This is a genomic window from Mesorhizobium sp. M0051 (assembly GCF_040323235.1).
Taxonomy (GTDB): Bacteria; Pseudomonadota; Alphaproteobacteria; order Rhizobiales; family Rhizobiaceae; genus Mesorhizobium.
In genome coordinates this window covers 126422-139875 of record NZ_JAMYUT010000007.1, presented here as the reverse complement: position 1 = coordinate 139875, position 13454 = coordinate 126422, and the positions used below count along the sequence as shown (strand labels likewise).

General features: G+C 60.8%; 12 protein-coding genes. 2 read left to right on the top strand and 10 right to left on the bottom strand.

Features of this window, described 5'->3' with window-relative positions:
* Both NKJ90_RS09795 and NKJ90_RS09790 read left to right on the top strand, forming a co-directional pair.
* The gene (locus NKJ90_RS09795) at positions 1-429 is read left to right on the top strand and encodes a DUF6484 domain-containing protein (RefSeq protein WP_352486012.1); all 429 of its coding nucleotides are present in this window, start codon (positions 1-3) and stop codon (positions 427-429) included.
* A complete protein-coding gene (locus NKJ90_RS09790) occupies positions 429-1538 on the top strand; it encodes a HEAT repeat domain-containing protein (RefSeq protein ID WP_352486011.1) in 1110 nt (369 codons plus the stop codon). Before NKJ90_RS09795 ends, NKJ90_RS09790 begins: the two co-directional genes overlap by 1 nt.
* Here the strand turns inward: NKJ90_RS09790 and NKJ90_RS09785 are convergent.
* The 10 genes from NKJ90_RS09785 to tssJ form a co-directional block, all read right to left on the bottom strand.
* Positions 1516-2478: a type VI immunity family protein gene (locus NKJ90_RS09785; protein WP_352486010.1), complete on the bottom strand. Its 963-nt coding sequence runs from the start codon at positions 2476-2478 to the stop codon at positions 1516-1518. The genes NKJ90_RS09790 and NKJ90_RS09785 overlap by 23 nt on opposite strands.
* Positions 2479-2500: 22 nt before the next feature.
* Positions 2501-3052 carry an SMI1/KNR4 family protein gene (locus NKJ90_RS09780; RefSeq protein WP_352486009.1) on the bottom strand — a complete coding sequence of 184 codons (552 nt, stop codon included), beginning with the start codon at positions 3050-3052 and terminating at the stop codon, positions 2501-2503.
* The gene (locus NKJ90_RS09775) at positions 3045-3989 is read right to left on the bottom strand and encodes a DUF4150 domain-containing protein (protein ID WP_352486008.1); all 945 of its coding nucleotides are present in this window, start codon (positions 3987-3989) and stop codon (positions 3045-3047) included. Before NKJ90_RS09775 ends, NKJ90_RS09780 begins: the two co-directional genes overlap by 8 nt.
* Positions 3989-5047 carry a beta-ketoacyl synthase N-terminal-like domain-containing protein gene (locus NKJ90_RS09770; RefSeq protein WP_352486007.1) on the bottom strand — a complete coding sequence of 353 codons (1059 nt, stop codon included), beginning with the start codon at positions 5045-5047 and terminating at the stop codon, positions 3989-3991. The genes NKJ90_RS09775 and NKJ90_RS09770 overlap by 1 nt, the downstream gene beginning before the upstream one ends.
* Positions 5044-6102, bottom strand: coding sequence for a DUF2169 family type VI secretion system accessory protein (locus NKJ90_RS09765; protein WP_352486006.1), 1059 nt, complete (start codon positions 6100-6102; stop codon positions 5044-5046). Before NKJ90_RS09765 ends, NKJ90_RS09770 begins: the two co-directional genes overlap by 4 nt.
* Before the next feature lie 133 nt (positions 6103-6235).
* Positions 6236-6778, bottom strand: a complete 543-nt coding sequence (gene tagF / locus NKJ90_RS09760; protein WP_352486005.1) for a type VI secretion system-associated protein TagF — start codon at positions 6776-6778, stop codon at positions 6236-6238.
* On the bottom strand, positions 6760-10296 hold the full coding sequence (gene tssM, locus NKJ90_RS09755) for a type VI secretion system membrane subunit TssM (protein WP_352486004.1): 3537 nt from the start codon (positions 10294-10296) through the stop codon (positions 6760-6762). The genes tagF and tssM overlap by 19 nt, the downstream gene beginning before the upstream one ends.
* Position 10297: 1 nt before the next feature.
* Positions 10298-11620 (bottom strand): type IVB secretion system protein IcmH/DotU, encoded by a 1323-nt coding sequence (gene icmH, locus NKJ90_RS09750; protein ID WP_023758854.1) that lies wholly within the window; start codon positions 11618-11620, stop codon positions 10298-10300.
* Positions 11621-11624: 4 nt separating this feature from the next.
* Positions 11625-12959 (bottom strand): type VI secretion system baseplate subunit TssK, encoded by a 1335-nt coding sequence (gene tssK, locus NKJ90_RS09745; protein WP_023758853.1) that lies wholly within the window; start codon positions 12957-12959, stop codon positions 11625-11627.
* Positions 12960-12998: 39 nt separating this feature from the next.
* On the bottom strand, positions 12999-13451 hold the full coding sequence (gene tssJ / locus NKJ90_RS09740) for a type VI secretion system lipoprotein TssJ (RefSeq protein WP_023758852.1): 453 nt from the start codon (positions 13449-13451) through the stop codon (positions 12999-13001).
* Positions 13452-13454 lie beyond the last annotated feature (3 nt).

Sequence of the window (13454 nt, the reverse complement as noted above, 5' to 3'; positions counted from 1 at the left end):
ATGAGTGACGTTCGCGAACGCATTGACGGTGTGGTGATCGGCATCTTTCTCGGTTTCGATGATGCGGCATCGCCGCTGGTGGTATTCCCCGGCAATCCGGAACAGACAGCCTTGCCCGCGCGCAGTTTGACCGGACTGACGACCGATATGGTCGGCTCCGAGGTGGCTTTGCTCTTTCAGGAAGGCGATCCCGCCAAGCCGCTTATCGTCGGCCGCATCGTCGAGCCGGCACGGAAGACCGCTGCGCCGCAAATCGTGCGCGACGGCGAGCGCGTTCGCATCATCGGGGAAGAGCGCATCGAACTGCGTTGCGGCAAGGCGACAATCCTCATGGAAAAAGATGGCCGCATCACTATTCGCGGTACCTATGTCACCAGCCAGGCGAGCGCCACCAATCGTATCCGTGGCGGCTCGATCGACCTCAACTGATGTTGTCGGCAAGCAACAAGTCGAAATCAGATGGCACGCCTAATCGGCGAATAGTACCGGATGTCGTAAGGCAGCATGCTGAGCAGGTCGCATTTTTCTGGGCACAGCGCGATACTTTGATGGCGGCGGATCCTCCGAACCTGAATGTGGTCGCCGGTGTCGACCGACGCCTGGAAGCCAACCTGGATGGCTTGCGTATCGCGGGATCGGCCGCTTGGCCGTTCATTGTTGCGGTCTATGAGGATTTCCCTGAGAAAGGCGAATTGTTCCTATACGGATGGATGGCTGTCGAATTAAACGACGGCCGCCGTATTGCCGAGGTTGTCGAGCACGGCAGTCGAAGCGAAGACGGTGCTTGCGGAATGGTCGGTGCGCTGGCGTGGCACCGGCCCGCAACGATCGCGCCGCTGGTGCGGGACTGGATCGGAGCCCACGATGCGTTCAAGCGATATCTCGGCGTATCGGCTTGCCTTGGGCACGGCGTCGACCCGAAGCAGATGCTGGTTCGACTTGTGCGCGATCCGGATCCACGCGTTCGAGCTGCGTCCCTGCGGCTTGCCGGAAAGCTCGGACGAGCCGATCTCGTTCCGCAACTGGGCGCAGCGTTGGATGACACCGAAAAGTTGCCACGCTTCTGGGCTGCCTGGTCGCTGGCGGAACTCGGTTCAGGCAACGCGGCCAGCTCCGAACTTCGTAAGGTTGCCGTCAGTGGAAGCGCCGACGCTATGACGGCGCTGCGCGCCGCCGTCAAGGCCGCGCCCGACAGAGATGTCCGCGCCTGGATGGGCGGATTGTTCAAATCACCTGAAACCGCGCCTTTGGCCGTACGTGGCGCCGGAATGCTGGGCGACCGCAACATTCTGCATTGGCTGATCCACCAAATGCGCGCACCTGCTCTGGTCGCCGCGGCCGGTATATCGTTTTTGGAGCTTTTTCCCGAAGCCAAAGAGTACGACGAGCTTTTTTCGGTCGAACCCGACTTGCTAGGAGAAAAGATTGCCGAACATTTCGAGCAGGATCCTCCATATCTGCCGGTTGCCGATAGGGTAAAAGAGTGGGCAATCGAGCGGGGCCTGCTTGCCGATCCTATCGCCAGCCCAAGGGATTGATGAATCTGTGGATCCACCCGATCGTATTGTCGTTCTCGAAAAAAAGTCTGCCTGAGAACCTTGGATGTTCCCGAAGGAAAAGAGGTTCTAGAACGCGGCTTGCTTCGAAGTAGGCATCATTAACCGTTTTTGGTCGGTTCATGTCCTCGACATTAGGCTCCGGGCCAAGTCGCATCAGGTAGCCTCGTCGTCCGCGCTCGATGTCGACGGAACTGAGGGACGCGCAGCTTTTCACCAGTTCAGGCCAAGATGTGTCGATCGCGGACAGGCCCTCGCCGAAGAGTGTCAGCCAACTCACCGTTTTGATTCCGTTGTTGCTGACAGGAATCGTCAGGTTCAGATTTTCTATGTCTATTCCCCAGTATCGCTTCGCCTGCGTGTATATGTAGTCAAACGCCGCAAGTCGTTCCCACGGATCATAGGCAAAAGTCAGCCCGCCGTGACCAGAGATAAATTCAACATTGTCAACAATATTGCGAGCCAAGTTTACGAGCACGACAACATCTGTATCAAGTGGAGCGAGGACACGCACAGCCGAATGCAGGCCGCTGTCGCGTCTATGAATCCGGTTACACGAGAAACTCCAGCTGCCTCTCGGATCGGCAATCGAAACATGATCCCAGTAGCGAAGTTCGAACGCTCTGCCCTCACGAATGCGTCGGTAAACCGGTTGAAGATAAGGCTCCGGGAGCCCATTCCTTGCCGCTACGCGGCCGCTCCTTGTCAACTCAGGCGCCGAAGCCAGCAGCCAATACGGAAACTCTGCAAGCCCGATCCTCTGAATAGAGCCTGTCGGAGAGGCCTGCCGGTAGAGCTCGATCAGGAAATCGAGCTCCGCCTGGGTGGGGCCTTTCAGGTAGACTGTTAGGTCGAGCATTACCTTGCACGCGATTTTGCTTCCGACGGAAAAGGGTCGAAGCAGTTGCGGAGGCAGCTTCATGAACCTGCACCCACTTTTACACCTATTCGTTGCCTTCGTCGCTTGACGTTCCGTTAACTTCCTCGTCGATCATGTATTCGAGAGTCTCAAGCTTGAATGCCAAATAGTCTGAAAAATCTTTGTAGGCGTCACTCTTGTACATGTCTTCGAACTCGATGAAGTCAACTTTCCCATTCTTCTTAACACGGGACGGATCAAGGACCAGGAAATGGCTCAGATCTTCGCCAAACATGATCGGAATCGCACCGTTGTCGAAGGGGTTGTCCTCGTCATCCGGCCACAGGTCGCCCCAGAACTCGATTTTGTCTTTCACCCATTTGCTGTCGTGATCCTGCGTGGACAACAGCTTCCCGCCAGCGTCGAAATCACTCCAGCCGTTGTGGAGTTTCAGAAATTCGCGATATGACTCCGGCAGCGGTATGCCCAACCGTTTCTCAAGCTTGGCTATCTCTTCATCGGTCGCCGGTCGGCCAAGTTCATGTGGCAGTTCCTCATCATATTTGAGCGAGTCATACTTCCGTTGGGCCTCAACGATCTTTTCGACCAACTCCTTCAGGTCAGGTTTCTTAGGCACTTGCTGGCTCCTCCCATCCGCAACAATTGGGGAAAACCCCAGTGTGGGGCTTGTTTCCACCCTTTCGCCAAAAATCCGTCTTGGCGCGATACTTCTTCATGCTCGATCCCATCCACGAATTCGCGCGGCTCGACATCCACTTGAGATTCTTGGCATCCGTTGGGTGGCCATTCAACTGAAGCTCGTTGCTGTGGTCGGGGCTAAATCCGGAGTAGTTTTGCTTTTCCGCCTTTTCCTTCGCGCAGTCTTTGTAGAACTCAATCTCGGCGGGCTTTTCTGCCACTGCCGCGTCTTTGAGGCGTTTGCACTCGGTGTTGCCTTGCGTGCGCCTTTTGGCGTAGCCCGCAGAACGGTTCCCATCCCAGGTCACACGTTTCATTTCGCCGGCCTTCGCGGCCTCGTTGATTGCCGCGCACTTGGCGCAAATCTCTTCCTTCTCGCATTTGTCGAATTTGACGTGCTTCTTGCCCTTCTTTTTCGCCGGCCCGTTGGCGCAATCGATCTTCAAGGGATTGGTGTTGGCTGGCCCCAACGGATCAACATCGCCAGCCAGATTCACGGTATTCTTGTCGTTGTGGAACTTCTTGTCTGTGTGTCGGCAGGCATTCTTGCCGTCCATCTTCACATCGAATGAGTAAAGTATCCAATCCGTCGCCTTCTTGAAGACGTTGGATTTTACGCCACCGACCGTGCCAGGCTCGTCGCCGGAACTCATGCCATACTGCGAGCCCTTGATCGCAATCATCTTGCCTCCCTTGGCGAGGACGGTCGTTGTGCCGTCCTTCAATGAGCTTTGGGTGGCGATGTTGGGATAGGGCAAGGGGATCGGACCACCAGGACTGGGTGTCTTGCAGACATCGGGGATTGTCGCTATCGAGAGGCCGATAGTGCCTTTGTAGGTTAGCCCGAGGCCGTTGACCGTGATGTGGCTGGGCATCAGGCGGCTCTCCTCGGTCCGCCCAGCAGCACGGCAGCGCGGGAGCCGTTTTCGGAACTCGCCCAGATCAGAGACAGCGGCCCGTTCTGGTAGTTCCGCGCTTCGGCCTCGGTTATCAAACCAACGAACAGCGGACCGGACGCCGCGCCGACATCGCCCCAACAATCGGCCGGCGTTTCGAAGTCCGCTGCATCCTTGAAGCGGCCCGGGTTGCGGATGACAGCGAAGCCATATTCGTTTCCGCGGTAGCGTTCGCCGTTCATGTCGCAGATGATGCGACCGACCGGATCGATCGGCGCATCATCGAACAGCAAGCGGAAGGCCGCGCCCAACCCTTCGCCGAGCACGACCGTCTCTGTCTTGATCCTGTTTTCTTCTCTCGCCGTCGAGGCAGCCACGATCTCGAGAAGAGGTTGCAGCCCAAATGCTCGTGCGGCGGTCAACGTCGTTAGCAGACAGAATCCTGCCGCCTCTCCCGGACAGAACCCGTAGATGTTTCCCTCGGAGTGAAGTTGCTCGTTTTCATCCAGCCACTCGAGGGTTTCCGGTTCAAGATAGGTATCGACGCCGCCCGTGAGGCAGAACGTGGCTTTTCCCTCTCGCAGTGTCTTGCAGGCATGATAGATCGCCAGCAGCCCGCCGGCGTGGCCACCAGCGATTGAACCACCACCTTCGAGGACAACATGCTGGGCCAGCTGCTTGCGTAACTTGGCATCCACCTGAGCGGCAAACCCATCCGGTTGACCTGGCCTTGGCTCTCCGGTGGAGAGAATAAGGCAGACTTCGGGCGACTCCACTGATGCTCGTAATGGCCGCAATGCGTCGAGTGCCGGTGAGATCGCGATTTCCACAGCGCGCTCGGGGCCGGTAAGGCTCGCATCAACGCCGATGTCGCGAGTGATTTTCATCCGCTCACCGAAACGGTCGACCATATGGGGATGATCCTGGATGGCCGAGATACCGGCGCGGACAGCCGCCGCACTTGAGGCTGCGTCAAAACCCAACGGCGTGCGTAGTCCAACGCCGACGACGACAATCGTGGCGCCTTTTGTCGTCATTCGTTTTCTTCCGGTTGCCAGATGCCCGTCGCCGCGACTGTCGGCGAAATGCCTGTACGTGGCCTGATACGCAGATTTGTGTTCTTCAGCCGTTCCTCGTCGAAAGGCACCGATAGAGCGGACATCCACGTAATCGAGAACTGCCGCAGATCGGGCTTGATGCGCAGGGTGTGGATAGTGGCTTCACCGTTCTCGCGATCTGGACGGTTGTAGAACTCGGTAGTCAGGTCGAATTTTATGCGCGGCAGAAGGAATTGCCAGAAACCATCCTCGGTGAAATTCCCCAGCCGAACGTCCTCATAGCCAAGCAGTGGAGCTTTGGTTTGTTGATCTTCGGGGGCGCATTGATAGTACATGCGGCTGAAATCGCGCGGCAAAAGCGGATCGCGCGTCTTCTCCCATTCCTCGCCATAGGTGCCGGCGTATTTTATCCGCGGCTGCCAGTGACGCGCCACCGGTCCGAAGCCGGCCGGTGTGCCGCTTTTGTGGTCGCGATAGGGCGCGTCGGCATACTCAAAGTTGGGTCCGGTTTTGCTGACTAGACGCTGAGGATCGACTGCAAACCCCGTGCCGACTGGGTTGCGCTGGTCCCAGTCCGGCTTCGATGCCTCCATGTCCGTGCCGCCGTAGGTCCTGCGCCAGCTGATCGGCATTTTCGTGAATGGCTCCGCCCGGCTCATACGAACCGACACCGGGCCAGGCATAAACACGCGGTCCCCCACCACGGTGAGGGTCTTGTCCACGTCGCCGACTTTTATGCGCGCCGCGCTCTCAATGACTGGACGCCCGCCGGGCGTGTAGACGTGTCCTTCGACCAGAACGTCCGTATGCTTCTTCTCCAGGTTGAGGTCCGTCTCGTCGAGAAGCTCGTTCGCATCGGCCCCGTGTACAGGCGCCAGAGTCACCGGCGTCTGGTCCTTCAAGAGCCGTTGCCTGCCATCGGCATCGATCTCGAATGATGCTTTGATCGCGATCAGCCAGACCTCATATCCGCGCTCGTCACGCGTCCAGCTCTCCTGGGCGGCGAATGGCGTATGGTTGGACAATATCCACATTTGAAACGGGGCATCCTTGCGCGAAGGTGAAACAACGCCGCCTTCAATTGTCTAGAAAATGGCTTGGAAACATTTTACCGGCGCAACGTCTGCACGGGCTTCCAGCTATTGCTTGCCGTCGAATTCGCCTCCATCAACTGATCTCCCAACTGGCTGCAAAAACCTGTTCCAGCGTCGCTTGCGGCGATTGCGGGTCGATGTCGAAAATGTCGGAACGGGCTGTCCACATCACCAGATCCCCAATGACCTCGTTGTCCGACGCGACAGTCGGCACGGGCAGTTCGGCCAGCGCGGCATCCAGTTCGTCTGGCGTTAGCTGGCCATGTTGGGCGGCGAGGGCCGCCTCTTCGATGTTGGAAAACCACGCCTCGGCGTCGGCCAGTCGAACGGGAGCTTGACCAAGCTGCGCAACGACGGTTAAAGGGAATTGTCTGCCAACTTTGTCGGCGCTCTGCAAAACGATGCCTGCTGATGCGCCGAAGGTAGCCGGGCCAGCCAGGAAGCGCAGCGCGGTTGTGCTTGGCCAAAATTCCGAGCCGAACAGCGGGACCAGATGCTGCGCCAGCCAGCGGTCCCAGAGGCGCACAAAGTCGCCCGACAGCCGTCGTGTTACGAAATCGCCGGTAGCGGGCATTTTTCCGTAAAAGCCAGGCAGGATCATATCTGCGGTGGACATGAGAATTTCTTGAACATTTGCAGGTTGTAGGGGTTTTCGACGCTTGCCGCCTTGAGCTCGAAATCGGCCCACATTCCCTTCGTGCCCAGGCGTAGGCTGTAGACATCAGTCAGCGAAGTGCCTGCGAAACGGCCGCTACGCAGCATTCTCAGCCAGGCCCAGCTGCCGGTCTCGTTGAGGAGGATTTCGGGCGATCCGTCGATCGGCTGGAAGGCGAGTGAGATGACCCCGGTTCCGTCTTTGCCGGGCCATGTCATTGGTTGCGGCCGTGTTGCGTTGTTGTAGTAGACCAGGCTCTGGCCATCGAGATTGAGCGTGACGCGCGTGACGTTGGGAGAAAGGTCCTTCGGTTCGAGCGTGAAGCTCATCACCGGTCCGGTCCCACCGGGAAACAGATCGTCGCGGATGTGCCTGGCCTGCTCGAACGCCGCCAGCGCCGAAGCATCGAGGCCGAAATCGGCGCGCCATTTCCATGGTTGGCTCGTCATGTCGACATAATTGATCAGGTGGTCGTTGATGAAACCGTCGATCAGCCCGGCCGGTCCGAATAGCCTGGCGAAATCCCGCACATTGACGTCCACTGCGCTGTCGGCGCTGAAGGGATAGCGGTCGTTCAGCGCAGCCTGGCAGAAAGGCAGTATGTCCGCCCGCCAGATGGCGTTTAGCTCCGAAGTGACCGCCTTCTGGGTCAAGTTGCTGGTGTCACCGGCAATTCCGCCGAGCCAGCTGTTGATAGGGTCGGGCAGGATCTGCGCTTGCCTGGCGACCGCACCCGTCAATTCTGCAAGGCCGCCCTGCTTCTTGATGGCGTCCTGGGGGTCGGGATTGGCCGTGACCGTCTGCAGCACGTTGGAAAGCGCCGTCAGAGCCACCACTGCGGCGTCGAGTGCCGGCGGCTGGCCGTCGACCTCGGCGATTGCACCCTTAAGTGGCTTGAAGTGCTCGGCCACCAGATTGCCGGTAAGATCTACTTCGTCGGCTGAGCCCGCACGTGGAAGCAGCTTTGCTCCCGTTTTCACGATCTTGCCAAGCTTGCCGAGTTTGCCGAGCAGTTTCGAGCCGCCCTTGGCCGCAGCCTTGTCGTCGGCCGGCGCTTCATCGGACCGGGTGAGGTCGGTCTCCTGAACGACTGCGGTGAGCAGGCGTTTCAACGCTGAATCGGCGCTGGAGAGATCCTTCAGATTCTCACTGGCGACATTGAGATCGGTCAACGGCGCCAGCCTCATATCGCGCAGGAAGCTGTCCCACTGTGCGATATAGTCGTCGTAATAGAGCTTCAGGATATCCTCGGACAGTGCCGATACGGAGGTTTCGGAGTTCTCGGAGCAGCCGCCAGCGAAGACTGCCCGATCCAGGGCCGCCTGAGCTGCCACATCCTCGACCCGGTCTAGAACGGCGTCATGGAAGCCGGCGTAGGTGAACGCCCCCGAAACGCCGACGCGAAGCGTCTTGGCGGAGCGACGCGCGAACACCTTGCCACCATTGGGCCCGGCGAAATTCGCCGGGATCCACTCCTTGAGCCCGGCCACTGCCGGATCGGCCAGCAACTGCTTGTAGGCCCGCGCCGGCAGCGAGATGGTGCACACCGTTTTCAGCGCTTCGGCAACCAGGGCCTGGTCGGGCGCGACATAGCTCTCGTCGACCGTCATCCGGCGGATGGCGGCAAGCTGATGCTCTTCGGCATCGGCGGTCGGAAATGGTGCTGCGGCCGCGAATTCGGGCAAGCTGTTCACCCACCAGTTCTGGGCGAAATCAGGATCCATCTGCGACAGACCCGTCATCATGCGATAGGTCTTGAGAGCGCCGAGCATGAAATCCGGATCGCGGATCTGCCGCCACATGGTGGCCTCGAGCAGGGCGACCATGTGTGGCTCGAGAACATTGCGCAGGGCATGGTCATACGTATCGGTCTGTGCCCGCACCATTTCTGCCGAGGCCGATGGCCCCAGCAGATCCTGGGCGGCGCCGGGCGGGGGTGTTCGGGCATTCGCGACTGCTTCCATCGCATCGAGCGCGCCATCCATGGTGGGCCGCTCCACCGATGCCTGCGTTGCGGCAGCCGAGGTCAGCGGCATCTGGAGCGCTTCGAACTGGCCTGCCTGGGCCGCGATGGCATTGCGATTGTCGTAGTAGGACCAGATGAACACCGCACTGGCCAACAGGGCCGCTGCCGCACATCCAGCCGCCGCACCCCGCCAGATCCAGGCGCGGCGCCGTTGCGCCAGTGGATCGAATGTACCCAGGCCCGCTTCCTTGAAGATGACCTCGGTGAGCAGGTTCTTCAGGAAGAAGCTGCGTTTCTCGACCCTTGACGCGGGCGGGGTCCGGCGTGGCGGAAGGCCGAAGGAAGAAGACAGCGCCGCGGTCAGGCGGTCGATCGGCGCTCCTTCCTGCGTTGCCGACGTCAGATAGAGCCCGCGCAGCCAGGCAGCCTCTTCATACCGGCTTTCACCGAACATCGCCTCGATCAGCACCTGGATCGGTTCGGACAGACTCGCGAGTTGAGCCGGGAACCGGAAAATCTCGGCACGGGCGGCGAGTTTCTCTTCGTCCTCCAGGCGTGGCACAAGCCGCCGCTCGAGTTGCGTCGCCAGCGTCGAAATCTCCCGTTCGACTGTCTTGGCGTCCACGCGCGCATCCAGCGGGAAAGTCGTTCCCCATACCTGCTCGCGCGCGGCGGTGGACAGACCGCCGAAGAACGGTTCGAAACCCTTGATCAGATCGGCCTTGGTCAGCATCAGATAGACTGGAAGGCGGATTTCGAGGCGGTCGTTGAGCTCGGCCAACCGGCGGCGGATCTTGCGGCCGTGTGCCTTGATGGCTTCATCGCCCTCCGAAAGCACGTCGATCGAAAGCGCGACGATCACGCCGTTAAGCGCGCGGCGGCCCCGGTGCTTCTTCAAAAGGTCGAGGAAGCCTAGCCATTCCGCCGCGTCGACGTCGGGCTGGCTCTCCTGCTGGACATAGCGGCCGGCGGTGTCGATCAGAACCGCGTGTTCGGAAAAGAACCAGTCGCAGTTGCGCGTGCCGCCGACCCCCTGCAGGTCGTCGGTGAGGTCGATCGGAAAGTTCAGTCCAGACTGCCGCAACGCCGTGGTCTTGCCGGTGGCCGGCGGCCCGACAATCACATACCAGGGCATTTCGCGCAGAAACTTTCGTCCGCCCAGCTTGCGGCGCTTCAGTTCGGCCATCACCTCGGCGAATTTAGCACCGACGGCCGCGACATTCTCTTCGCCGGGGCTGAGCGGCTTTTCCACAGCTGGCGCGGCAATCTCGGCGACGAACATGCGGTTGGCGCGGATCGCCCGGCGCTGGGCGACGATCAGCCAGATCAGCCAGAAGATGACCAGCAGCGCGATGATGACGATGCGCACGTTATCAGAGGCGAACGGTTCGTAGGGACCGACCCTGACGATCGGACCGAACACCCAGATGACCAGGGAAAGCAGAGTGAGGCCGATCAGCGTCCACAGCCAGCGCGATGTCAGGACCGCCCAGAGGAAGCGCAGGATGAACATCTCACAACCTCTTTTCGACGAGCACCTCGACGCGGCGGTTCAAGGCCCGCCCCTCGCGCGTGCTGTCGGTGGCGACTGGATCGGTTGCCGCGCGGCCCTCGGAATGGACGCGGTCCCGTGGCACTCCGTTCTGGACCAGCATATCGGCAATCGTCTGGGCGCGAGCCTCGGACAGTCGCTGGTTGGTCGACAGCGGATTGGTCTTTTGCAGCGGAACGCTGTCTGTGTGACCGACCACGGTGATGTTTCCGATAAGCTCCTGATTGGCGAGGATCACCTTGGCAAGTGACCCGATCAGCGGTTCGAAGCCTTCGGTCAGTTGTGGCCTCGACGACTGGAACAGTTCGGGGTTGGAGCCCTGGATGATCAGCTTGGCCAGCGAAACGCTCTCGGTGCCGCTGAGGGCGGATCTGAGGTCGGCCGGCGCCCCGGCCTGAAATTCCGGCAAGAGCGCAAAATCCACTTTCTCCGGAGGTGGGGCGTCCACCTTGGGCGACGTGCGGCTGATGTCGCCGCGTGCAGGCGGGGGCAAGGCGCGCACAAGTGCGGACAGCTCGACCGCCTGGCTGCTCAGGCCCATCGAGAGCCCGACATGGATTGCCGTGGCGACAACCGCCGCGCCGAGCGCCATGACCCAGATCGGAACAATGAAGTGCTGCGGCTCGTCGGATGCGATCACGCCTTTCCAGTTTGGCGACAGTGGAGCGCCTTCGGCGTCGGCATCGCGCAGGAAGCGTGCCGCCGCCACGCGAACGGCATTGAGCGAGCGGTCGCCTGACCGGCCGGGCACACGGTATTTGCCGCGGAAGCCGAGCGCCATGCAGTCGTACTGCAGTTCCAGCAATTCGCGATCGCGGTTGGGATGGCGCTCAAGTTCGTCGAGACGCGTGAAGAACTGCGTGCCGGCATCGACATCGCCGCGCAGCATGACCACAAGCGGCTGCCGCGGCCAGGCGCTGGCACCGCCCCATGGCGTGTTCAGGGCCAGATCGTCGAGCAAGGCCGCCACCACCCAGGCCGCCTGGTCGGCGCGCTCCATCGAAGATCCCGCCGACATAGCCGTATCGCGCGCCCGAACCAGTTCTTCGAGCAATCGGGTGCGCAAAGCTTCCGGATTGTCCGGCGCGAGCGCGCTTTCAAGCTCGGGAGCGAATTCGAGCAAGGGCGCGAATGCGTTGACGAGTGCGTTCGGATGGGTGCGGGACCGTTTCACCACCGCGCCGGGCAAGAGTGGCGCCATCGGCCGCGGCATCGGCGCGCCGGTCAATCGAATGCGAGTGCGTTCGCGATCCTCCGACAGTCCGAAAGGATCATCGCGGCTCATGATCTCACCTGTTCACCGAGTAACAGTCCACCTGCGGCTCGCTTGGCAACACACCCGAAACGCCGATGACGAAGCCGGGGGCATCGAGCAGCGACGCCCAGTGCTCACTTTTCTGGTCCAGCTCGAGACATAACCGATCGCCATCGTAAGGAATCTCGCGCGGCTGGGAATGGAGTGGTTTCAGCGGAATGCCGGGTAAGCGCGATTTCCACAGGCCCTCGAACTGGTCGGCCGACCCGACGGTCGCCTGATTGACGAATATCTTGCGCAGCGCGTCCTCCGACAGCTCCGAACCAACCCGGATGACGATCCGGCTGGCCACCAGCAGTTTCGGGTTGTCGATGCGGATTTTCCAGACATTGGTCGAGTGCCGCATGACCGGCAGCGCACGCGATTTCGGCTCGATGTAACGCAGGCTGAGGATGAGCGAGCGCAGCGCATCCGCCAGCGCCGAATAGGCGGGGCCTGGCGCCATGTGATCGTAGGCGGGCAATTCGCCCAACCGCCGTGCGCTTGATCCGTATGTCGCCATCGAACCGGCGAGCCCGGCAAGCTCCAGGTAAAGCTCGGCCGGATGGAAGACATCCTGCGCCAGCATGTGGGCCAGCCGCGGACGCGCCGCATTGGCGAGATTGAGCATCAGCAGATCTTCGACGCTGCGCCCAGGCCCACCCATGACCATCTTCCCGTGCGCCTCGGCGATCTGGTCTAGGCCGGTGACAACTTCCAGCAGCAATTGCCGATACCAGGCGACCGCGCCGGTAACCAATGTTGGTGGCAGGAAGGTCTCGTCCAGGGAGACGCCACCGTCAGCTCGAACCCCCTTGAGGTCGGCTATCGGCAAGGCTGTATAGCCACCGACCGACTTGCCGGGCGCCAGCAGCAGCGCTTGCGGACGGGCGATTTCGATTTCTTCAGGATCTGATCCGCCCTGGACGGCGTCACGCACCGAAACGATCCGTCCATGATATCGCGCTCCCGAGGCGGCGGCGTGCGCCGGATCGAAGCCGACACCGCCCGGAGGCTCTAGCGGCAAGGCGATCAGCACCGGTCCGGCGCCCGTGTCCGGGGTGACCGGCAGCGGTCGCGGCGCGTCCATCATGTCTGGAATGGAAAAAGGCGTCCCATCCGGAAAGATGCCCCGTGCGGACAGTATCGAAATCTGGCCGGCCTCCAGCGATGCCTGGTCAAGCGTCAGCTGTTGAAAGCCGAACGTATGCAATTGCCCGGCCTGCAATGCGCCGCGCACCGTCGCCTCGAAAAAGCGATCCTGCTGCTGGAAATGCTGGGTCCGCAGGAAAAGCCCTTCGGACCATAGCACCCTGTTTGCATCGCTCATGCCGCTACTCTCTGCATTGAGCTCCCCTTGCCCTGGCCGCTAGGCGGAAATGCCGCCGCTGCCAAGCGTGACATTGATCGTGAATTTTGACCCCGGCGATACCGACTTGGTTGTCCGCCAGTTCCTGCCGCCAGGCTCGCGGATCAGTGCAACGAAGCCCAGCGCCGTCGCGTCCGGCTCGACAGTGATGGTTTTGGACGCGGATTTTCCCGGCCCGACGGAAATCTGATCGGATCCGATGAGATCGCCTGCCAGCGCCGTGCCAGCATCCCCCTGCAGCGCGAAATAGTCGGCGGAATTGAATTTGCCGGTGCTTTTCAGCCGCATCACGAGAACCGTCACCGGCCGGTCGCCGCCACCTGGCCCCGGGTTCATGCCGGCGCCGCCGGTCATGTTGACAGTGATCACCGATGGTTTTGGCGGACCACTCTGGCAAGCCGCAAGCAGCCCTGTCGCGCCCAAGGCAACGACAAATTCCCGTCGATCGATCATCTC